We start from the raw sequence: 22,401 nt of genomic DNA, 5'->3' as shown, positions 1-22,401 counted from the left end.
CGACTAAATATGAAGCAAAGCAGGAAAAGACGATGACAACTCAGGCTCCGGAAACATTCAAGACTGGCATTGAACTATGGAAAAAGTCTTTCAATCAACAAGATGCAGCTGGATGCGCCGCGCAGTACACCGCAGATGCCGTTATGCATGCTCGCCCGTTTGGCACATTCACTGGTACAGAAGAAATTCGTGGCTTCTGGCAACACATCATAGATTCAGGCTATCAGCAGGTTGAATATCAAAACACAACATGGGAGAAAAAAGACAGCAATTGCTTCATTCTTCGCTCTGAGTGGACAATGAACAAGGCCTTCGGCGTTGTACATGAAGAGCATTGGGTCATACAACCAGATGGCACCGCAAAATTAGCTTACGATGACTTTGAAGTGTTAGGCGAACGCTGATAACACTTCGCAGCTCCATATATTGCTCTCAAGGTAATTGCTTAGCGGCTATTGTTTTAAGGCTATAATCCTCAAGTTTCTTGAGGATTTTTCTCAAAGTGTCTATTGACCACCATGTCTCTAAATGGAAATCATGATTTAAATCAATAGACATTATGAACCTTCACCCATAATAACTCTGGTTTATCAAGCCAATACACACCATTAAGCTGTTCGCTAATTGTACAGCCATGTCACTGATGTAACTGATAAAAATAAATGGAGATATTATGTGGTTTAAATCTAGTGTTATTAGACTGCTACTCTGTAGTGCATTCGTTTTCGCCTCTCACTCTCAGGCAACGGAGCTCGACAAGTTTGATGGCCTTTCCGGAACGGTCAATATTGCTGGCGGTACAGCACACATTCCAGTCATGAAACAAGCAGCAAAATCCATCATGAAGGCAAACCGTGATATAAAAATCACCATAGCCGGTGGAGGTTCCGGGGTCGGAGCCCAGCAAGTCGCAAAAGGGCTCGTCGATATTGGCAACACAGGACGTCCGCTAAAACCCAGCGAAGCTAAGCACGGACTCATCTCCCTCCCCTTTGCGATTGATGGTGTAGCTGCAATTATCAACCCAGTTAACCCAGTCGAAGGCTTAAGCACCCAACAAGTCATTGATATCTTCTCGGGCAAAATCAGCAACTGGAAACAACTCGGGGGCGAAGACCGCGCGATTAACGTCTTTACCCGTGACGAGGCCAGTGGTACCCGTGCTGTTTTTTCGAAAAAACTACTTAACAATATCCCACTGGTCAGCCATGCCAATGTTGTCCCTTCAAACGGTGCAATGAAAACAGCTATCGCCCGTGATCCGGCAGCAATTGGCTATACGAGCGTTGGCTATATCGACCAGACAGTTAAAGCCCCCGATCTAGACAACATCCACCCAAGTAACGAAGCCTGTGCATCTGGCAAATATCCGATCGTTCGAAAGCTGTATATGAACACCAAAGGTGAACCACAAGGTCTCACCAAGGCGTTTATCGATTACATATTCAGCCCTCAGGGCGAATCGTACATTCAGGCTGCTGGCTATATCCCGGTTCGCAGTTAAGCTTCGATGAAAGAAACAATAACAACAGAACGGGTACTCTTGATGCTTGCCATCACGGTAGCCGTTCTGATGATCATGCTGTTTGGTTTCTTAGGCTTTTTTGCCCTGCCAGTATTTTTCAATGCCGGAGATTCGGTTCTTTCCCTTAGCTGGCAACCCGAACAAGGGCAATATGGTATCTTACCAATGGTGCTGGGATCAGGAATGGTTGCCATTCTGGCCCTTATTCTGGCCTTTCCGTTAGCCATTGGCATCACTAGCTTCTGCCTGCTTGAGCGTTATAAAACCGTCTCTGTATGGGTACGAAGAATAGTGAGATTGATGACAGGGATCCCCACCGTCGTCTATGGCCTTGCCGCAGTATTCTTACTCGTTCCGCTGTTAAGGGAGACTTTCCGATACGGCTCGGGATATTGCCTGTTGGCAACGGCAGCAATTGTTACACTGCTTATCTTGCCTGTGATGATCCTGATGCTTGAGTCTCATTGCCGCCCGATGGCGGAACAGCTGCGCCTAAATGCCACGGCCTTGGGGTTTACTGATATCCAAACCATATGGTTTATCATCTTACCCAACTCTACGAAGGCGATGGCCGCAGCTGCTTTGCTTGGTTTCAGCCGAGCCATTGGCGATACACTTCTGCCACTGATGCTGGCAGGTAATGCCCCGCAACTAACAGGCAATGTACTCGATTCCATACGAACCTTAACCGCCCATATCGGATTGGTCTTGGCGACCGAAAACGGCAGCTCTGCCTATAACTCTCTGTTTGCGGCAGGGTTACTGTTGCTCTTAATCAGCACAGCAGTCACTGTATTGATCAGAAGGTTAGAACTTTCACACAATAAAACCGCTACCAAGGAGCAGCTATGAAGGCACGTCTGTTCCATCTATGGTGTTTGTGCTCTACGGTTGGATTACTTATCTGCCTAACTATATTGCTTGGATTTATCGTTACCCGCGGCACATCGGCCTTTGATCTCACTCTCTTTTTTGGTGATACCGACCCACTGAAGGGTATCTTCGGCATTGAACCTATATGGGACGGCATATGGCCTGCCTGCGTAGGAACACTGACAGTTGTCACCTTCGCACTATCACTTGCTTTGCTCCCAGGAGTCGCGACAGGGATATGGCTCGCGATAAGTCCGGCAACTCGATTCAGCCGGGTATTAGCTTTTGGCATTGATATCCTGGCCGGTATCCCTTCCATTTTGATGGGCTTGTTCGGTTTTACATTAATCCTGTTTCTGCGAAATTGGTTGATCCCTTCTGCTAACACCTGCTTAGTCCTGTCAGCATTAAGCCTGGCAATCCTTATCATTCCCTATTTGGCTGTCGCTACCCGCACGGCTTTACTTGCACTTCCTCCTTCGCTCGAACTTACCGCCCTGTCACTCGGAATGACACATTGGCAAGCTTTACGCTCGGTATTGCTCCCACAAGCAGCCAAGGGAATATCTGGTGGCATTATGCTTGCCGCAGGTAGAGCCGCTGAAGATACAGCCGTGATAATGCTAACAGGCGTAGTCGCAAATGCAGGCTTACCCGGAGGCATATTCGATCGCTATGAAGCACTGCCCTTTACTATTTTTTATTACAGTGCTCAGTACCAAAGTGACACCGAACTACAAATGGCCTTTGGTGCGGCTCTCACACTACTGTGCCTTACTGCCACCATTTTTTCTGTTGCTAGTTTTTTGATTCGTACCACTTCACGGCGGCAATAACATGAACTTGACTCTACCCCCTTCAATGGCTGGAAAAATAACTGACCTCAGCATCTACTTTGACAAACAGCCAATCATTTCTAATCTCAGTATTAGTCTGAAAAAAAACCAAATCCATGTACTGACAGGAACATCAGGTTCTGGAAAAACAACCCTGCTAAGAGCACTAAACCGCCTGAATGACTGCTTCAATAATAGCTATACCAAAGGCCAGATCACGCTGTCGCTAGACGGAGAATCCCTGGCTGTAAATGCGCTGAAAACACACCAGCTACCAAATCTACGCCGAAAAGTTGGTATGGTCTTCCAGCACCCTCAATTGTTGCCAGGAACTGTCATTGATAATTTGTTGTTGCCACTAAAGGTTGTCAATCACGTTTCAGGGGAGCACGCTCATGCCCAGGCAATTTCGGCACTGCAACAAGCCGCTCTTTGGGATGATGTAAAAGATCGACTTTCGAGGCCGGCAAATACGTTGTCCGGAGGACAACAGCAGCGCCTATGTCTAGCTCGCACTCTTGCCCTCGAGCCTGAAATGTTACTGCTTGATGAGCCAACAGCATCGCTAGACCCTGATACGACAGATCAAATTGAAGCACTGATCCGTCAGCTAGCCGCCCAATATACGATAGTAATGGTTTCGCATTCCGCGCAACAAACGCAGAAGTTGGCGGATAAAGTAATTCACCTTGAGCAAGGCAGATGTGTTTGATTTACGAGGGAAATAAAACGAAGAATGAAAGATCTCTTGATCACAGAAGTGATCAAGAGACAAAGAAGACTCTAATCAGTCGAAGTTAAAGCGGTGCTTACCACGGCTGGCTTTTGTTCTCAGGTAGCTCTCATTACCGTCTTTTACATGGGCCTTGGTACCGACCACTTCTGAGATAGTAATACCCAGAGCTTCGAGCTCATTAATTTTCTTCGGATTATTAGTGATCAGGCGAATATCGGTAATATCCAACGCCTTAAGCATCAGTGCCGCTTCGGTGAAGTCACGCAAGTCATCACCAAAACCAAGGTGATTGTTGGCTTCATAAGTATTCATGCCCTGGCTTTGCAGCTCGTAAGCATCAATTTTATTGTACAAACCAATACCGCGCCCTTCCTGACGCAGGTACAGCAATACGCCACCCTGCTCGCCCATTTTGTTCAGTGTTTCGTCTAGCTGTTCACCACAATCACAGCGCGAAGAGTGGAAAACGTCGCCCGTCAGGCACTCGGAATGCATTCGAACCAGCGGAGGTGAAGATTGTTTATCAGCGTCCTGAAAAATCAGGGCAACATGTTCTTTACCTGACTCAAGTCCGTTAAAAGAAAGTAGATCGGCTTCGATATCACTGTTCAAGCCGACTTTGAAAGGCACTCGCGCCCGTACATTAACCATGTTGTTCCTAAGTACTTCTGAATTGCCATTACGGGAATAAAAGCCACAAATAGTTCGCTATCACCGAACCGTATCGGGCATGGGTATTATACCTATACCCCATAAAAGCAGATAACCTTACTTTATACCCAACTACCATAATACTCTGATATTAAAGTACTTGTATGGAATTTGAGCATTCCTCTTTATTGCTTAGATGATATCTAAAATAATTACACTAAAACAGCACTTCTTGTCACAGCAGTAATCATAGCGACACTATTAGTATGGCCGTTACCGAGAAGTTAAATGTTATATTATAACATTTACGGGTGCTTCTCATTATGCATGATGTGGCAACAACTGAAAAAGGAGTTAATTTAGCCCGTAGTGACGTTCAAGCCTGGCATGTAAAAACAGACAGGAAGAAAGAAGCGTAAAGCAGATCACCACTCCCATAATGATGGTCATTCGTTGCCAGTCATCACCCATCATCATTCTGGTCATCAACATCTGATACGTGATTTGCATCCATGTTAATGAAGCCACAACCAGGCTAACTTGCATTAAGCGTGCAACAAAGGCGCTCTTGACAACTAATAGCAACGGAAAGGACACCAGAGCGGCAAACACATATAAGTTCCCCATTCGCAAAAAATGTGCAGCCAATAACCAGAAACTAAGCACTACCGGGAGCAGTAGGCCAACAAGACTGAAAGTACCTGCTGAGTTTTTCATTTTTCTATCCCAGACATTAAAGTTGCAATATATATACAACTTTAATATCAAAAAAGCCAGTTAGACAAATGCGGCAGCATTTGTAACTATTGGTTACTTATTATATCACTGCGCATTGCCGCGCTGTTCTAGCTCATCAGCAAGCAAAATAAGCCTGTCCAGAATACGTTCACCGTCAGATCGCAAACCATTATGCTCGTATTCATTGGTCATCCATGCCTTCGCCTTGCCCAGCTGGGCTAACGTCTCTCGGCTATAGTCAAACTCTACGTACATATCTTCGACGTACACCGCAGCCGCAACAGGAACCGTATTACGTGACAACTGCTCCTGATCGTATAGCACCGGCCAGTCTGATTTATCGGCGAGTTGATCCGCAGCAGCTTTGAGCGGTTTTAATGTTTCCAGTTGATCAAACATCCACGGGTAGACCATTTCACCGGTAAAGCACAAATCCTTACCCGATTCATACTGACACTGCGGGTACTCGGAACGTACTCGGTGGGCCGACCACTGTGAGGCTGTGTTCTGACAATAAATCGCCTCATGCAAAATTGCGTAAATTGGATTAGTCAGATAAGACTGCTCTGCCAGCATTGCATTAAGGAAACTATAACTTAACTGAAGAGCCCCATCGACCTCGACAAAGGCTTCTTCCAGCAAGTAATACATTGCCGCATTTACTCCACTTCGGCCTAGATTGATACCGATTAACTGAAATTGCTCAACCGTAAATATCTGGCCGTTGGGTAACCGTACATCATTGGCAAGTAGATGATCAGCAATCCGATTACACATTTGCTGGGCTTGGGGAAACGCATCGAAAAACGCCTTATTCTTATCCAGCACCCGTTTGTATGTTGCGCGATACACCTCATCGGCATGACGCGTCAATGACGGGATCCCGCCGGTAATATAGGCTCTCGACAGGCTATCGGGATAACAAGACAAATAATGCAAGGTACAGAAGCCGCCGAAACTTTGCCCCAGCAAGGCCCATTGTTCGATACCCAGCTGCTCACGAATGGCTTCAGCATCGCGGACAATATTGTCAGCCCTAAACTGAGACAAATACTCAACCTGATCACTGACTGATTGACCGACCAGAGTTTGTGCGCTGATAACCTGGCTGTTGCCTGTTCCACGCTGATCCAGCAGCAGCACCCGATATTGCTGTAATGCACGCTTTAGCCAACCACTGTTGGCATCGGGACGAGGAGACGGAAAACCTGGGCCGCCCTGCAAATAAACAAGCCATGGCAGTGTCGCATCACGGCTCTCTTTCAAAACGACTTCACGAGCAAAGACCGTTATCGTTTCTCCATCCTTGTTGGCATAGTCAAGCGGCAAAGCAAACTGATGCTGGCGGCATAACATATTGTCGACATAAAAAGCTGACTCCACTCTTTTCCCCTTTTATTCATATGTTCTATTTTATTTCTATGTGCCTGATTGTATAGCAAGAATACTAGCTATTGAAAACAGGGAATAAATTATCGACGGCTTAAACGACAATGCCCGGCGTTTGCCGGGCATTCATCTAATAATCCGTGGTAAAAGCGCCTACCTAAGCATTTTTGGCTGCCACTGAGCGCGCCAAAATAGCCAAGGTTGTCCCGTTATGTAACAAGGCACTCGCCGTCGGGCTAAGCATACCCAACGCAGCAGCTAACATAATGCCGCTGTTAACGTATTCTGCCAGCTTAATATTGCTGTTAACTAACGACATAGCAACCTGTGCCAGTTGTCTTGACTCGGCAACACCGTATAGCTCGTCTCTCAGCAGTACAACATCCGCGGCCTGTCTGGCCAGTTCTGTGCCTTTGCACATCGCCACACCGACATCGGCTTTCGTCAGCGCCGGAGCATCATTGACACCGTCACCAACAAACATCACGGTACGACCGGATTGGCGCAGCTCCTCGACAATTTTCGATTTGCTCGACGGAGTAGCCTCAGCGTAGACCTTGTCCAGCTTAAGCTCATCCCCCAGCATCTGCGCCTTGAAGGCACGATCCCCGGATATCATAACGAGCTCGCGTATTCCCGAATCACGAAGCACCTGAAGCGTCTGCGTTACATCGTCACGTAAATGATCTCGGAGGCCAATCAGGCCTATCAACTTATGCTGATGCGAGATATAGATCAGGTGGCGCCCTTGTTCCTCAAGATCACGAATAGTTGCTTCGAACGGTGTAAAATCAACTTCTTCATGTACTTCCAGGAAATGGCGGCTTCCCATCACCAGACAGTGCTCATTGAGCGTGCTGCGAAGGCCATGGGCAATTACGTACTCTACTTCACCATGATCAATATGCGGCAACTCATTATGCTTCGCCGCATTTACCACAGCCTGGGATAACGGGTGACTACTGTGCTCTTCTACCGATGCCGCGATGGCCAGCAGATCCCTGGCGCTATTATCACTGCAGAGCGGGACCACATCGGTCACTTCCATATCGCCGTAAGTCAATGTTCCGGTCTTATCAAAGACACAGGTATCCACTTTCACTAGCTTCTCGATGGCACTGCCGCCCTTAAGCAGAATACCGTTCTGCGCAGCCCGATACATTATCGACTTAAAAGTAACTGGCGTACTGAGTTTTAGCGCGCAGGAATAATCGACCAAAAAGACCGAGGCAAGACGATTGACGTCCTGAGTCAGCGCAAACACAGCGGCACCGATCCCCAGAGTGATTTTGACACGGCGATCCGCCATGTCCTGAGTCACCTGTTGGATCTCACTTTTCTCGCTCAGCGATTCATAAATCAGCTTGGCAATTTTAGCTGTGGTTGCTTCACTGCCGACTTTCTCTACCCGTACCTTGATCGAGCCTTCATGGACAGTCGTCCCTGAATACACCACGGCATCAGGCTCACGACGGACAGGTACGCTTTCACCCGTTAGCGTCGACTGATTGATCAGTGCAGCGCCGGATTCAATCGTACCGTCAATCGGAATTGCGTTGCCGGGCATCAATTCAATCAAATCGCCGGCCACCAGCTCGGAGGAGTTACACTGCGTCTTACCATCGGTATCAATGCGCCACACCAGACATTCCTGTGGCCTCATTAACTCTGCCAGCAGCTGATCGCTGCTTCGGCTGGTACGCTGCTCCATGTATTCACCCAGGCTGATCAGGCTCTGGGTCATCATTGCGGTACGGTAATCACCCCGCCAGGCGGACAAACCAACAGCAACCGCGTCAAGGACTTCGACTGAAACACGCTTATTTCTAAGCTCGTCGATCCCTTCAAATAACGTTGGTGCAATCAAGCTCGCAGTAGCAAGTGCGCCCCAACGTTTGGGTAGCATTGCAGCAGACAGTGTGCCGATAACATTCATCGCCACATCACCGCGGGTGTATTCATGCTCAGAATCGGCAGCTTCTGCTTCATTGAGATCTAGCGCCGATAGACGCGCCTTGATGGTTTTGCAGTCCAGTAGCTGCGTCTCATACGAAATAACCACCGAGCAGGCATGCTCGTTAACCCGAACCTCGCGCACCCCCTGAATGGCCATCAGGCTTTGCTTGATCCAGTCACCGATATCCCGATACGCTTTTAGCGCAGGAACTTTGAATCGGATCCGCCCAGGAAGATGATGTCGAACTTGCAGTCCAATCATTCCTCACCCTTGTGAAGATTGCGGTAGTATTCAAGCTCGGCCTGTGTATCTTCCAGGCGCTCTTTTAGCTCTTCGACTTCACCACGAACCGCTGACCATGCCTTCTCACCTGTCGCAGCGACACCTTGCTGAAATTTCTTGTTGGTAAGCAGGTACGCAACCGCGGCACCAGCAGCCACACCCATAACGAAGTGAGTCTTGGTGTTTTGCTTCTTATATGTTGGCTCAGTAGCAGGCTGTTGTTGACCACCGTAGTACGGGTAGCCATAGTAAGGATTGTATGGGTTATTATTGCTCATTTTGTTTCTTTTCCGCATATTGTTCCATCATGTACAAACCGGCTGCCCCTGCACTGAGTACAGTAAGCATTGAAAGTACCGGTCTGCCTGCCATTTTTTCAGCGATGTATGTCGTCGCCCCACTTGCCAGGCCAGTTTTGAGCGAATCTTTGGCGACAGTCGATACCAGCTGATTGGTATCGATCTCACCGGACTGATGCGCCTTCCACTGATTGGCCGCGGACGCCGTGCCACCAAGAATGGCACCGACCAACATGGCTCGACTTGCTGGGTTTAGTTTGTCAGATGAATTGCTCATAGATTTTTACTTTTCAAAATCGTCGTGCGCAGGAAATTCATCATCATAATCAGTTCCTTGGGCAGATGCCTTTTCGTGGCTATGACGCTCAACTGACTCTCTGAAACCTTCTTTGCCCGCTTCATAAGTATCGCGGAAAATTTCTCCGCCTGTAGATACATTCTCCTTAACGGAAGAAGCTGTCTGGGTTGCGGTATCTTTTACCGATGCACCACCGCTTTTCAGCATATCGCCAGCGTTAGATACCATTCCCATCAGGCCCTTACGGACATTTTCGTTGCTTAGGATTAGTGCAGCTGCGGCACCAACCATTGCGCCTTTCCAAAACTCTTTATCATTCATACCCATAGTTCCTAATATCTGCTTAAACATCCCGGCTTCTTCACCGAGGGCACCTTCGAGCATTGCCTGGGCCTGCTCGAACATTGGATCGTTTTCCTCTGACGCTTGTTGCTCGGTCTGAGGTGGTACCATTCCCGGGTGCATATAACCGGCATGAGGCGGTGGAGCCATTCCCGGATGCATCTGGCCTGGATTCATGTAGCCAGGATGCACATGTCCTGCTTGTGGGGGCGGTACCATCCCTGGATGCATTTGGCCAGGATGCATGTGACCCGGATGTACATTTCCATGAGGATGAGCATGGGGATGCATCATTCCTGGATGTCCGTGGTAGTACGGGTGCATCATATGGGGCGGATAACCGTAATAACCCGGTGGTGGCACTTGCTGGGCCCACTCCGGCGGCTCACCGTATTGGCCATAAGGGTTGTCAGGCTGCCCCTGGTTCTCTTCATTACTCATGATTCGCTCCGTCTATTTCTAAACAAGCACCAAGTGCATAACAAGCTCGCTCTGCATCTTGTTCGGATTGTGAAAACAATGCGTCTATCAAGTGTGGCTTGACGATGGAAGCGTCATACTCAATGAGCAAACTGCCAGTCGCATTATTCAGTTTGTAATTTTTAAACGCCGGTATATTCTGCAGTGCACGTTCAATCTCTGAACTGTTGAATGTGGCAAGGTGGGCCAAGATGCCCAGCTTGTACTTCAGTCTCACTCGTCCAGGAATATGGTGCCCAACTGTCACCCAGCGTCTTAGCTTCAAAGCTGTATCTATATGTTTTTTCATAAGCGGATTATATATATAAAACTATAAATTCAATCACTTAAGGTTAGCCTGAAGTTATTTATTCGCTTTTTCTTTGCGCTCCGTCAATTGGAGTGATAATGTTGCGAATGAAAATGATTTCTATCTACATAATCATCTTGATTGGCACTTTTTATGAACACGTATATTCACAAAACAAATCAACGTTTACGGGTGCGCTCAGACTTCATTCGCCAAAACCCAAAAGCCGTCAAAGAACTAATTGCTGATTTACAACAAATTGATGCCATAGGTGCAATCAAGCATAAGCGCTATGCCGGTTCGGTTGCGATTAGCTTCGACGACAAAGAACTAGATTGCGAGAGCTTGCTCGAGATATTAGATAGTCATGGCTGGACCCGTGCTTCAAGCAGACCCACGTTTATTGAAAACGCAGTAACAAATGGGACAAAGACCTTTGCAAGGGGGATGGCGGTAATGGCGCTAAAACGCCTGGTTGGCCCGTCAGTCAGTCGGGTAATAATGAGCCTGTAGAAATTTGCGGATAAAGACGCTAAACACGAATATTAAACTTCTTTGCTGCACACTTACAGATACCGTTATTGAGTGCCGGGCAGCGCTTGCAAGCCGGTGATTTAAGCGGAACGCGTACCAATGATTGCTTCGCATTCGAAGAGCTCGGCAATTTTATCGCGGAACGGAATGAGGGCGAGGAAGATGCAGAGAATTGAAGCTCGCCGCCTTCACGAAACCATGACAAAACCGGATTTAACGGGGTTGCTAGCTCAGAGACAGCATTGAGCATCGCCTGCTGCGAAATATCTTTTACCTCTCGCCTGACTTCCTCATCAACCCCGGCGACGGACGCTGCTGCCTTGCCAAGCTGCTTTAGCTGCTCTGCCGAACGGTTGGGCACTTTCTCTACTTTCTTCTTCAGTTTTTTCAGTGCTTTTTTGGCATTCACGGCAATAACTTCTTTCTACATTTGTTAGCCGCTAAGCTATCAAAATACCAAGGAAAAATAAATATTTACCCCAACTGAACATCCTGACTATGCAGTGTCACAATCGCTTCATCCAACACAGGCTGAGACACTTTGTTGGTAGACCGGCGCAGATAGACCCCATACATATCGATAACGGGGTAAATTAGGTGCGGAAATAAGCAGCCACATCTTTTTTACACAACTTCAATTGTTATTTCTTGTAAAAGCTCTAAAATTGCACGGTTTACTTTTTCTGTCCTGATCTTGAGCCCAGCTCTCAGGCAGATTTTTTAATTCAGTCTTGCAGCCTCCGGTGCTGCAGTCGACGCAGTGAAGGAAACAACATGATTCAAGTAGTAGGGCACAAAAACCCTGATAGCGACAGCATCTGTTCAGCACTAGTAGGCGCAGAGCTTCTTAAAGCACGTGGTTTGGAAGCAAAAGCGGTTCGTCAAGGTGAACTAAACCGCGAAACTCAGCACATTCTGGAACAAGCTGGTGTTGAACAACCAGAAATGTGTACCGGTGTTGCGGGTGAAAAAGTTTGGCTTGTTGACTACACCGATCTGGCACAGGCACCTGACGATATTGCTGACGCAGAAATCCTGGGGATTGTTGACCACCACCGTCTGGGTGACGTGATGACAACAAACCCGCTTGAAGCTTGGATCTGGCCTGTTGGTTGTACTTGTACCATCATGTTCAACCTGTTCAAGATGGAAAACACTGAAATCACTCGCCCACTGGCTATCCTTATGATGTCAGCAATCCTGAGTGACACAGTAGGCTTTGCATCTCCAACTTGTACTCAAAAAGACAAGGATGCGGTAGCTGAACTGGCTCAACTTGCAGATGTACAAGATCTAGATGCATTCATCAAAGATCTGCTGATCGCTAAAACTGACATCGCGGGCCTTTCTGCTGCCGAGTTGGTAGAAAAAGATCTTAAAGCTTACCCATTCAACGACCGTAACGTCGTTGTAGGTCAGATTGAACTTGCGACTCTTGAGCAAGTAGACAGCATGATCAGCGATCTTGAAGCTGATCTTCAGCGTCGCTGCGACGAAGATGGCCTGGCAATGGCTGCCCTTATGCTGACTGACATCACCACCAGCACTACACGTCTGCTTTACAAGGGCGAGTGGAATGCAACGCTTGATCAGTTCGCTGACAACGGCATGCTGATGATGGAAAACACGCTAAGCCGCAAGAAGCAGGGTTGGCCGTGGCTACAGAAGGTTCTTGCTTAATTGCAACCTTGCTGAACAACAAAAAAGGAACGCCACGGCGTTCCTTTTTTGATCGAACTAATACCAATCTACATAAGTATTTGATCATTCTTGCTGGTTAAAATCACTTTTAACTGCGTTATGAATTTTGTAATTAGAGTAACTAGTTAGCTGCAATTCATGCCTTGTTCTAAGTAATTTTTCCTGCGCAACTATCTGAACAACTACTTATCCAGATTAGTATAAAGCATGAATCCGCTCAGCATTTGTGCTTGGGGGTCAAGGTCGTCGTTTCATTGAGTATGTCGGCAAAATGATCAACAAAATACCGTCCCACCACCTTACCTTCTCGGTAGTCGACTTCAAGGTCGTCTTTATCACTCAATAATGCCCGGCTGCGTAATGCTTTTTCCGGGGCTATCTGGATAACTTTCAGGCCATCTGGCGGATTAAGCAAAAAACCATTAAGTTCATCATAAGAGCGGTAGTAACGGTTAAGCATCTCTATGATTTCTGCACTTTTACCTTTTCCGGTAATTGATAAGAATCGCTCTATATTGTCTGCTGACAATAATCGCCAATTACTGTTTCGAGGTGTAATGATTTGGCTGCTGTCATCGCCGGCTTCAATCGATTCATTGCCTGGATCATCATCCGGTTTGTCATTCCACAACTTCCACTGTTCAAGCCGCTGGGTAAGATCACTTCTGATAGCTTTGACCCGATCAATCGACTGGTTCAGGCTAAGCCTGTCAATATAATCAGGCAGCACAGTTTCAATCTTTTCCCGCCAATCATTAAAGGGACTAGTCTCTCCCTCCGGCAGCTGTACCGGCTCAGTCCGGACCACCACCACCAAATCAGCGCCCCGTTGCCAAGCCTCTTTGACGGGTACAGCCGCACTTACCCCACCATCTACCCATTCAAGATCACGTAAATTTACAGGCTGATTATAGATAACCGGAATGGCACAAGATGCACGCAGCACTTCACACCAGTCACTTTTGAACATTGGCAGGTAGATATCCTGAAGCGTATCTTTGCGCGTTGCACAAGCCAACGCGAGTCGATGGCTGAGTACTTGCCGGGCGGTCTTTACATCAAGCTGCAACGAACCACCAGGCGCAACTGTTTCCAATGCCCAGTCCAGATTCATCGGCTTTTGCTTACTCAGATATTTATATAAGTTGAAGAACTCATTGTCAGTGGTGTAATCGACAATAAACTGATAGCCAAACTTGTGTTGACGGCTTATAAACGAGGAAAGATTCAACGCACCAGCAGAAGTGCCGACATAAAGTTCAAACGGGTCAAACTCAGCTTCCAGAAAGGCGTCAAAGACCCCAGCGGTAAATATACCCCGCTGCCCACCTCCCTGAACGACTAAGGCAATCCTTTTCTTCCTGGCTCCCGAAAGCTGCGAGGAAAAAGTGTTAACAAGTTGTAGATCGGAATCACTTAAACTAAACGGCAGATGATTCACCATAATCTCCCCACATCAAAGAATACGAGAATTTACTGTCGACAGTGTACTATCCTTAGTTTAACCGAAACGGAATATCACTCTTAAAATAGCTAATTTATTAACCTGTTACGCAGTAATTGAGACAATGCCGAAGCTCAACAACACTGTCATCACTACTGCAACAGTACAAAGCGCTAGCTTTAGGTCAGTATCCATAATTATATCCCCATTATCTATAATGTTTTAACATAGTTTTAACTCTAGTTTAGGGTGAGTTCAAGCTTATGACTAATTAAAAAGCATCATTTTCAGATTACTGTCACAATAAGTTATATGTTGAATCAGAGGAATAGAGTCAAAAAATGAAGCTATCAATAATTGCAACTCTCATTGGCGCAGTATTTGCATCCTTCGTTTCAAACTCAGCTTTCGCTGAAAATACCATTTACCTTACTCCCTATATCGGCTATAGCTTCTCAAACCAGATCACTGACGAAAACGGTATCGAGATCCGGCCTGAAAGTGATCCCCACGCTGCAATCGCAATTGAAACCGATATGGATCTCGGGCGTGTCGGATTATTCGTCAGCCACCAGCCTAATGAATACAGAGATATCGAGGGTGACGGTTCATTTACATATGTACACCTTCAAAGCAGCCTTCGCTTTGACGCATTGACTCACTGGGACTCTTTCTTCGGCGCCAGCCTCGGCGCGACTATCGTTGATGCCGAATGGTCAAAGGACGATCTGCTGTTCTCTGCTGGCCTCCTGGGTGGCCTCGAATACCACATCAACAACAACACACGACTTGTTTTTGAGGCCCGGTGGCTTGCCAACCTTATAGACGGTGATACTTCTGCTATCTGCCAGCTGCCTACGGGGTCGCAAACCTGCCTAATCAGTATTGATTCGGAATGGCTTAGCCAGCTTCAAACAAATGTTGGTGTTACTATTTCTTTCTGAGTATTTGTTCTAAAGGCCGGATTATCTGGCCTTATAGAACCAGACAACCTGTAAGCGCTGTATTTTGATGATTTATCAGTCAATATCGGCAGCCAGGAAAAATAATATTTCACCCTACCCAACCTTCTAAATGCAGTTATTTCCTCTGCCTACCTATGATAGTGCAGTAATCTTTGCGCGGCGCATCGCAGTTTGAACAAAAGTTAACACTAAGGTATCACGCAGTTAACAAACCTACAGTCTATTGCTTTACATATTTTCTATGGTTAATCTCAAGTTATTAACGTGGTCTTTCAATCCAGATCCCACGTTTCAGGAAGTAAAAATCTAGAATAATTCACTTTAATTTACTTGTTTCATAGAGTATTGCAGTACATAAGGAGATGTTTATGAAACGCGAACAATGGGGCTCTCGTGCAGGGTTTATCCTTGCAGCAGTAGGGTCTGCTATCGGCCTTGGGAACATTTGGCGTTTCCCCTATATGGCATACGAGAACGGCGGCGGCGCATTTTTTATTCCTTACCTTTTCGCCATGTTAACTGCCGGTATTCCATTTATGATTATGGAATTCAGTCTTGGTCATAAGCTTCGTGGTGCTGCACCCCGTGCCTTTTCTAAAATGGGCGGCAAGCTAGAGTGGCTTGGATGGTTCCAGGTGTTTATTGCCGCGATTATCGCTGTTTATTACGTTGCGGTTATCGGTTGGGCAATTTCTTACCTAAGCTTTTCCTTCAACCAGAGCTGGGGAAGCGATACCAATGCCTTCTTCTTCGGCGAATATCTAAAGCTGGGTGACAACTCACCGAGCAAGCTGGGTAGCCTACAGATCCACATTGCAATTCCTATGGCAATTGCGTGGGCAATTACATTTGCAGCCATCTTTACCGGTGTAAAAGGCGGTATCGAGCGTGCAAGCAAGATCATGATGCCGTTGCTCTTCTTGATGGTTATCGGCTTGATTACCCGTATCGTCTTTTTGCCTGGTGCTCTAGATGGTCTTAACTATCTATTCCAGCCTGACTTTAGCAAGATCCTGGATGCCAAGGTCTGGTCTGCAGCCTACGGCCAAATCTTCTTCACCCTGAGTGTCGGGTTTGCCATCATGATTGCATACTCTAGCTATCTGCCTGAAAAATCAGATATCAACAACAATGCCTTCATGACAGTTTTAATCAACTGTGGCTTCTCTATCACTGCAGGTGTTCTGATTTTCGGTGTACTTGGTTACATGGCACAAGAGCAGGCGAAACCGCTAACTGAAGTGGTCTCAGCAGGGGTTGGTCTGGCATTTGTCACCATTCCGGCAGCTATCAACCTGTTACCGGCTCCGTATATCCTTGGTCCACTGTTCTTCCTGGCGCTGGTTGTTGCAGGCTTGAGCTCTCATATCTCGATTATCGAGGCTGTCACCTCTGCCATCATTGACAAACTGAACTGGTCACGCAAAAAAGCCGCTTCTATTGTCTGTGGTACCGGCTTCGTAGTATCAATGGCTTTCGCTACCAACGGTGGCTTACTGCTACTAGACTTGGTCGATTACTTCATCAACAACGTAGCACTGCTAACAAGTTGTCTGATTGAACTAGCGGTTATTGGTTGGCTGTTCAAGGTTGCCGATGTTCGAAGCTATGTGAACAACATCTCCGAGTTTAGCATCGGCAAATGGTTCGAGGTATGTATCCGCTTCCTGAGCCCTGCAATGCTGGCGGTTATTTTGGCAACGAACCTTGTCAACACATTCAACGACGGATATGGCGGCTATGCGATGTCTGATCTACTAGTACTGGGCTGGGGACTGGTGGCAGCAATGTTTGTTGTTGCGGTCATTATCAACCTGGCATCTAAACCACAATCTCATCAGGAGGCATAACTATGACATTCGGTGCAATCATCATGATGTTATTTGGTTTGGGCACCACATGGGGCGGAGCAGCATATTGCATCTCTGTAGCCATGAGAAAACAAAACCAGTAACAGTATTCGCTTGATACAAATTTTATAGAGGCTCTTCGGAGCCTCTTATATTTACCTGACTACCCTACCCTTTAACCGCCGCTTATTGTTAAACATCTCAGTACAGATCCGAGACAAAAACTTTGCTAGCTGTGATTCATTCCCGTAAAGAATCCTTTTCCTTATCTCTATCATATCGTTACAATTGCACCCACAAGCAAATATAATTAACAAAGTCGCACTCAAGGAAAGGCAATGAAGCTACCTGCTATTTTACTCTCTCTCGCTCTACTCCCGTCGTCTGTGCTAGCGGCATCTACCAGTTGTGAAAGTGACAAGTACCATCAGTATGTCGATGCTTCCCTATCGTGGTATCAGAGCCTGGTTGAACTGGCCGTGAAGAAAGATCAAAACCTTGAAGAGGTCGGTAAATGGTTCCTGGAAGGTCGCAAACACCATTTTGAATTAAACAGAGAAGCCGTTGACTGGTATCTGGAGAACGACAAACAGCAGCTGGATCTGGAACAACCCATCGAAGGCTGGCTAAAACTAACCCAGCAAGATGTTAAGAACCTTGCCCAACAAGATAATGAACTCGGCCGTTTTGCCAAGAAATCTTTCGATGATCGTCAAAGCAAGCCACACCCAAAAAACTATGAGCTACGCAGTGCATTTGCTGATTTGCTGACTCATCCGGGCAACATCGACAAACCGCTAAATGCTTACAATGAAAAAATGACGACCATTGCTGCCATTGAATGTAAGTAACCCTCTGCGCAAATCACCGGGAGTTTGTCCTCTTCCCGGTGATACTCTCATCGCCTTTTGAAAATATCGTAGCATACGATTCCTAGTAGCAAATTTGTGATTTGACCTTTCAATGACATAGCGTATTCTAGATTGGCGTATAAGTGACTTTTTATTAATAAAGTCATAACCTTAAATATCTTATGGCTTTGCAAGGAGCAATAAATGAAGCCTATAAAACTCTGCCTCGTTGCCGGTTTTGTCTCAACATCAGTCTTAGCCAATCAAGGACCGCCACAATGGTCACCCGGTTTTGGTGGTGACATTTCGATACTGGCAGGCTACACCAATACCACATCGCAATTTAATACGGACAATAATGTCACGGCAGATCTGGACAACAACGGTGAGTCACAGAGTGATAGCTTCGTTAGCCCGCTTGGAACAATTAGCTACACCATGGCGCAGGCGGACAGGCAAATCTACTTTGGTACCAGCCGGTCCGATGTTGCACTGGGACGTTTTCATGTCGAGCTAGGATATCGCCAACGTATTCCTGATAACGGGCAAATCAGTATTAGCTATGTGCCCGGCCTGCTCTCAAGTGATACGTGGGAAGACCCTTTTGTCACCAACAGCCCACGCACCGAAACCGACAGTACGATAAAAGGCGTACGTCTGCAGTATGATCGTATTCTCGGCTCTAACTTTTCTGTCGAGCTCTCAGGCGGCAAGCAGGAGATTGACTCAGAGAAGAGCGGCCAACAAACTCTAACCTCGGAGCAACAGGCACTGCTAGAGCGTGAAGGAGACATCCTGTTTACTCAGCTTAGCTACCTCAAACCAATCAGCCGGGAACAGATTTTCCGTACTGCTGTCAGCTACACGCGTCTTGCAGCCGATGGCGATGCCATGGCCAATGACACATACGGCGCTGAGATCGGTATCATTCAAATGCTACCAAGTTCGAGCCTGGCTTTGACTTTCAGCTATGACTTGGCTGATTTCGATGAAACTAACCCCATTTTCAATGAACGACAGAAAGACAATCGCTGGGGTGTATTTCTTGCCTACGAATACCAGGAACCATTTGGTTGGGAGAATTGGGGGCTCGTCTCTCTGGCAGGTTATAATGAGAGTAACTCCAACATCAACTTCTATGACGAAGACGCCTTGCTGATTAGTGCAGGTATCAATTATAAGTTCTGATGCAAACCCAAAATTGGTCATTTAAGGCCGATTTTTACCCCTAACTCTCTTATTACTGATAAGTTGAACAGAGAGCTGAGATCATTTTTTTCGGGACAAGCATGGCAAATTGCATTAAATTAGCAACAATTTGCCAACTTTCACCTTAAGTAACAGCTAAATATGGCAGTTGATAATAGACAAGCCGATGCTTCCGAAGAGTCGCTGCATCGCATATTTACCGTGCCGGAGGCACCCGATTCGACATTAGGTCGAATTGAGAAAGAGATATCGGAAAACCTCAATGCGTTTTTGCAGACGCACATTGCGGCCCGTGAAAAGCCACTTGCAGAAATCGAGAAAGACTTCTTATCGGCTGATATACCGGAGAATCCATCTTTCGTCTCTGAGCATACCCATTTTCTACTCGACAAGCTCGTGGCACAGTCGGTACATACCTCTGCCCCAAGTTTTATTGGTCATATGACATCGGCGCTACCGTACTTTTTGATGCCGCTGTCTAAGATTATGATCGGGCTGAATCAGAATCTGGTAAAAATTGAGACCTCCAAAGCATTTACCCCACTGGAACGCCAGGTGCTGGGTATGCTTCATAACCTGATCTTTAATGAGGAAGAGGCTTTCTACCAACAGTGGATGCATAGCGCCAACCACTCTCTCGGTGCATTTTGTTCAGGCGGAACTGTTGCCAATATCACAGCCCTTTGGGTTGCACGCAACAATACCCTCAAGCCTGACGGGGAATTTCGCGGAGTTGCTCAGGAAGGTCTTTTCCGAGCAATGAAACACTACGGTTATGATGATCTGGCGGTGTTGGTATCAGAGCGTGGCCACTATTCATTGAAAAAGGCCGCTGATGTCCTGGGTATCGGCCGTGAGAGCGTCGTCTCAATCAAGACCGATGACAATAACCGGGTTTGCCTCGATGAGCTAAACAAAACACTCGACTCACTCAAAGCGCGTAACATCAAGCCCTTTGCCATCGTCGGCGTCGCCGGTACGACAGAAACAGGCAATATCGATCCGCTTGAGCAACTTGCTGATATCGCCGAGCAACACGGTTGCCATTTCCATGTCGATGCCGCCTGGGGTGGTGCGACCCTGATGTCAAACAAGTACCGACCGCTTCTCAAAGGCATTGAGCGCGCTGATTCGGTAACGATTGACGCCCATAAACAGCTTTATGTCCCTATGGGCGCTGGTATGGTCATATTCAAGAACCCTGCGCTGATGACCGCCATCGAACACCATGCCGAGTATATCCTGCGTAAAGGTTCAAAAGACCTTGGTAGCCATACCCTGGAAGGTTCTCGAAGCGGAATGGCAATGCTGTTGTTTGCCAGCATGAACATCATTAGTCGTCCAGGCTATGAGATGCTGATAAACAACAGCATCGAAAAGGCCAAGTACTTTGCCCAACTCATCGAGTCGCATCCTGACTTCGAGCTAATTTCAGAACCCGAGTTGTGTCTGCTGACCTACCGTTATGTTCCTGAAGCCACCCAGCGCGCGCTTAAGATCGCCACGCCGGCGCAAAGAGAAGAACTACTGGACGCACTGAACGACCTGACGAAGTTCATTCAGAAAAAACAGCGTGAATCAGGTAAGTCATTTGTCTCGCGTACTCGCCTGACCCCAGCGAAGTGGGAAAGGAAGATCACGACGGTACTTCGAGTTGTCCTCGCCAACCCGCTGACTACAGATAAAATTTTGAACGATGTGCTTTGCGAGCAACAGGCGCTTGCCGCTGAAAGCGAGTTTAGTTTTCCAAAAATTGTCTCACTGACTAAGACAATTTTAGATAAACAATAACGGCTGCCGAAATTGCTAAAATGAGAGATATATAATAGCCAGGAAATAATGCCTGGCTATTTTTTATCAATGCCGAACGCCCACTATTTAACCACCCGACTGGCTAAAATTCGCCCAACCCAATCTGTCGACAACGTTTCGCAACTCGCAATATAAACGGCTAACAGTCCAATAAGTGAAAAACTCGACATTTGTTTCTATGTGTAACATATAAATTTATTTAAAAAACACACGACTTGCATATTGATTTTTAAAATTTAAACCGTTGTGACATCAACACTTTCAATAAAACCACAATTAGTTCACAACCTGTTTGTTAATAACAATTAACAACCATTGACCAAGATCAATAAAAGTACCTTTATCAAGCCAATAAAAAAGCCGATATACAGTGTATATCGGCTTTTATATTTCAAATTGTTTCAGCCTGCCGGAATAATAATTTGAATATTCATTCGACAATCATGACTGATTTAGTCACCGGCAAACATATAACCTTCACCGTGGACTGTGACAAAGATTTGTGGATTTTTCGGGTCGATTTCCATCTTGGATCGCATTCGTCTAATCAGTACATCAATGGTGCGATCATTAGGTGCCTCGACGCGATGACTGAGCATATTCAAAATACGTTCGCGGCTAAGAACGACATTTGGGTGAGACGAAAATGCAACCAATAGCTCGTATTCAGCCTTGGTGAGTTTAACCGGAACACCGTTATGGGTCAGTGCTCGTTTGTTGATATCGAACTGCCAGTCACCAAAACGAATGATGCTGTCTTCCTGCATTTCAACCATGGTTTCGTCGCGCGCTTTTTCTACTAAAGATATGCGCCACAACAAGTTTTTCACTCGCACCAGCAACTCACGCAGTTCAAAAGGCTTAGTAACGTAATCATCGGCACCCATCTCTAAACCGACGATACGATCAATACTGTCGGTACGTCCGGTAACTAAAATAATACCGACTTCTGAACGGCTTCTCAGCTCACGGGTTAATAACAGGCCATCTTCACCTGGCAAGTTAATATCAAGCATCACCAAATCTATTTTTTCGCTAGCCATGATCTCACGCATTTGATCACCACTCTCGGCCTGGCTTACTTTGTAACCTTCATTTTCAAAATACCCGACAAGCTTAGTGCGGGTAACAATCTCATCTTCTACAACAAGTACGTGATGACTCATTTTTATCTCTTTATTTATTTCGGCAGTCTTTAAAACGGTAGCACAATACGCGGTTATTAACAATTTGTCATAAAGCCGACTATCCTGTTAACCGCCACCCATATCCTTATTCATATCGCGGAATTAAGATTAAACCATAAAAAATTATACGTCACCGTTATTTACGGCAGACAC

General features: G+C 46.5%; 25 protein-coding genes. 13 read left to right on the top strand and 12 right to left on the bottom strand.

Annotated elements, in window-relative coordinates; genetic code table 11:
* Positions 1 to 32: 32 nt before the first annotated feature.
* The 5 genes from L4D19_RS17850 to L4D19_RS17830 all read left to right on the top strand — a co-directional run bounded on the left by L4D19_RS17850 (position 33) and on the right by L4D19_RS17830 (position 3,946).
* On the top strand, positions 33 to 404 hold the full coding sequence (locus tag L4D19_RS17850; protein ID WP_075767769.1) for a nuclear transport factor 2 family protein: 372 nt from the start codon (positions 33 to 35) through the stop codon (positions 402 to 404).
* A 269-nt stretch (positions 405 to 673) separates the two neighbouring features.
* Complete coding sequence (locus L4D19_RS17845; protein WP_428453588.1) at positions 674 to 1,504, top strand: phosphate ABC transporter substrate-binding protein; 831 nt, start codon at positions 674 to 676, stop codon at positions 1,502 to 1,504.
* Between the two features lie 6 nt (positions 1,505 to 1,510).
* Complete coding sequence (locus L4D19_RS17840) at positions 1,511 to 2,377, top strand: PstC family ABC transporter permease (RefSeq protein WP_428453587.1); 867 nt, start codon at positions 1,511 to 1,513, stop codon at positions 2,375 to 2,377.
* The gene (locus L4D19_RS17835; protein WP_428453586.1) at positions 2,374 to 3,234 is read left to right on the top strand and encodes a PstA family ABC transporter permease; all 861 of its coding nucleotides are present in this window, start codon (positions 2,374 to 2,376) and stop codon (positions 3,232 to 3,234) included. Before L4D19_RS17840 ends, L4D19_RS17835 begins: the two co-directional genes overlap by 4 nt.
* A 1-nt stretch (position 3,235) precedes the next feature.
* A complete protein-coding gene (locus L4D19_RS17830; protein WP_489685920.1) occupies positions 3,236 to 3,946 on the top strand; it encodes a phosphate ABC transporter ATP-binding protein in 711 nt (236 codons plus the stop codon).
* 75 nt (positions 3,947 to 4,021) lie between these two features.
* Here the strand turns inward: L4D19_RS17830 and L4D19_RS17825 are convergent, their stop codons facing one another.
* The 8 genes from L4D19_RS17825 to L4D19_RS17790 form a co-directional block, all read right to left on the bottom strand.
* Positions 4,022 to 4,621: a GTP cyclohydrolase II gene (locus L4D19_RS17825; protein WP_428453585.1), complete on the bottom strand. Its 600-nt coding sequence runs from the start codon at positions 4,619 to 4,621 to the stop codon at positions 4,022 to 4,024.
* A 354-nt stretch (positions 4,622 to 4,975) separates the two neighbouring features.
* Positions 4,976 to 5,338: a hypothetical protein gene (locus L4D19_RS17820; RefSeq protein WP_428453584.1), complete on the bottom strand. Its 363-nt coding sequence runs from the start codon at positions 5,336 to 5,338 to the stop codon at positions 4,976 to 4,978.
* Between the two features lie 105 nt (positions 5,339 to 5,443).
* Positions 5,444 to 6,742 carry an alpha/beta fold hydrolase gene (locus L4D19_RS17815; RefSeq protein WP_428453583.1) on the bottom strand — a complete coding sequence of 433 codons (1,299 nt, stop codon included), beginning with the start codon at positions 6,740 to 6,742 and terminating at the stop codon, positions 5,444 to 5,446.
* 163 nt (positions 6,743 to 6,905) lie between these two features.
* Positions 6,906 to 8,966 (bottom strand): heavy metal translocating P-type ATPase, encoded by a 2,061-nt coding sequence (locus L4D19_RS17810; RefSeq protein ID WP_428453582.1) that lies wholly within the window; start codon positions 8,964 to 8,966, stop codon positions 6,906 to 6,908.
* Positions 8,963 to 9,265, bottom strand: a complete 303-nt coding sequence (locus L4D19_RS17805; protein WP_428453581.1) for a YtxH domain-containing protein — start codon at positions 9,263 to 9,265, stop codon at positions 8,963 to 8,965. The genes L4D19_RS17810 and L4D19_RS17805 overlap by 4 nt, the downstream gene beginning before the upstream one ends.
* Positions 9,255 to 9,563 (bottom strand): magnetosome protein MamC family protein, encoded by a 309-nt coding sequence (locus tag L4D19_RS17800; RefSeq protein WP_428453580.1) that lies wholly within the window; start codon positions 9,561 to 9,563, stop codon positions 9,255 to 9,257. Before L4D19_RS17800 ends, L4D19_RS17805 begins: the two co-directional genes overlap by 11 nt.
* A gap of 6 nt (positions 9,564 to 9,569) precedes the next feature.
* A complete protein-coding gene (locus L4D19_RS17795; protein ID WP_428453579.1) occupies positions 9,570 to 10,367 on the bottom strand; it encodes a YtxH domain-containing protein in 798 nt (265 codons plus the stop codon).
* Positions 10,360 to 10,695: an HMA2 domain-containing protein gene (locus tag L4D19_RS17790; protein WP_160648461.1), complete on the bottom strand. Its 336-nt coding sequence runs from the start codon at positions 10,693 to 10,695 to the stop codon at positions 10,360 to 10,362. The genes L4D19_RS17795 and L4D19_RS17790 overlap by 8 nt, the downstream gene beginning before the upstream one ends.
* 153 nt (positions 10,696 to 10,848) lie before the next feature.
* Between L4D19_RS17790 and L4D19_RS17785 the strand changes: the two genes are divergently transcribed.
* A complete protein-coding gene (locus L4D19_RS17785) occupies positions 10,849 to 11,208 on the top strand; it encodes an HMA2 domain-containing protein (protein ID WP_428453578.1) in 360 nt (119 codons plus the stop codon).
* A 19-nt stretch (positions 11,209 to 11,227) separates the two neighbouring features.
* Here L4D19_RS17785 and L4D19_RS17780 read toward each other — a convergent pair whose 3' ends face one another.
* Positions 11,228 to 11,638, bottom strand: coding sequence for a hypothetical protein (locus L4D19_RS17780; RefSeq protein ID WP_428453577.1), 411 nt, complete (start codon positions 11,636 to 11,638; stop codon positions 11,228 to 11,230).
* Positions 11,639 to 12,003: 365 nt separating this feature from the next.
* Between L4D19_RS17780 and L4D19_RS17775 the strand changes: the two genes are divergently transcribed.
* Positions 12,004 to 12,909 (top strand): manganese-dependent inorganic pyrophosphatase, encoded by a 906-nt coding sequence (locus L4D19_RS17775; protein ID WP_160648458.1) that lies wholly within the window; start codon positions 12,004 to 12,006, stop codon positions 12,907 to 12,909.
* 238 nt (positions 12,910 to 13,147) lie between these two features.
* Here L4D19_RS17775 and L4D19_RS17770 read toward each other — a convergent pair whose 3' ends face one another.
* Entirely contained in the window at positions 13,148 to 14,374 is a 1,227-nt protein-coding gene (locus L4D19_RS17770) for a patatin-like phospholipase family protein (protein WP_428453576.1), read from the bottom strand.
* A gap of 105 nt (positions 14,375 to 14,479) precedes the next feature.
* Positions 14,480 to 14,569, bottom strand: a complete 90-nt coding sequence (gene cydH, locus L4D19_RS17765; RefSeq protein WP_428453575.1) for a cytochrome bd-I oxidase subunit CydH — start codon at positions 14,567 to 14,569, stop codon at positions 14,480 to 14,482.
* Between the two features lie 146 nt (positions 14,570 to 14,715).
* Here cydH and L4D19_RS17760 point away from each other — a divergent pair, with 146 nt between their 5' ends.
* The 6 genes from L4D19_RS17760 to panP all read left to right on the top strand — a co-directional run bounded on the left by L4D19_RS17760 (position 14,716) and on the right by panP (position 21,040).
* Complete coding sequence (locus L4D19_RS17760; protein WP_428453574.1) at positions 14,716 to 15,318, top strand: hypothetical protein; 603 nt, start codon at positions 14,716 to 14,718, stop codon at positions 15,316 to 15,318.
* Between the two features lie 389 nt (positions 15,319 to 15,707).
* Positions 15,708 to 17,189, top strand: coding sequence for a sodium-dependent transporter (locus tag L4D19_RS17755; RefSeq protein WP_428453573.1), 1,482 nt, complete (start codon positions 15,708 to 15,710; stop codon positions 17,187 to 17,189).
* 2 nt (positions 17,190 to 17,191) lie between these two features.
* Entirely contained in the window at positions 17,192 to 17,293 is a 102-nt protein-coding gene (locus tag L4D19_RS17750) for a MetS family NSS transporter small subunit (RefSeq protein ID WP_428453572.1), read from the top strand.
* A gap of 234 nt (positions 17,294 to 17,527) precedes the next feature.
* The gene (locus L4D19_RS17745) at positions 17,528 to 18,040 is read left to right on the top strand and encodes a hypothetical protein (RefSeq protein ID WP_428453571.1); all 513 of its coding nucleotides are present in this window, start codon (positions 17,528 to 17,530) and stop codon (positions 18,038 to 18,040) included.
* Between the two features lie 204 nt (positions 18,041 to 18,244).
* Positions 18,245 to 19,228 (top strand): DUF2860 domain-containing protein, encoded by a 984-nt coding sequence (locus L4D19_RS17740; protein ID WP_428453570.1) that lies wholly within the window; start codon positions 18,245 to 18,247, stop codon positions 19,226 to 19,228.
* A gap of 162 nt (positions 19,229 to 19,390) precedes the next feature.
* Complete coding sequence (gene panP, locus L4D19_RS17735) at positions 19,391 to 21,040, top strand: pyridoxal-dependent aspartate 1-decarboxylase PanP (protein WP_428453569.1); 1,650 nt, start codon at positions 19,391 to 19,393, stop codon at positions 21,038 to 21,040.
* Between the two features lie 473 nt (positions 21,041 to 21,513).
* Here the strand turns inward: panP and torR are convergent, their stop codons facing one another.
* Positions 21,514 to 22,227, bottom strand: a complete 714-nt coding sequence (torR, locus tag L4D19_RS17730; protein WP_075767788.1) for a two-component system response regulator TorR — start codon at positions 22,225 to 22,227, stop codon at positions 21,514 to 21,516.
* Positions 22,228 to 22,401: the final 174 nt, after the last annotated feature.

Source organism: Photobacterium kasasachensis (assembly GCF_050336885.1).
GTDB lineage: Bacteria > Pseudomonadota > Gammaproteobacteria > Enterobacterales > Vibrionaceae > Photobacterium > Photobacterium kasasachensis.
This window is presented reverse-complemented; position numbering and strand designations above follow the sequence as displayed.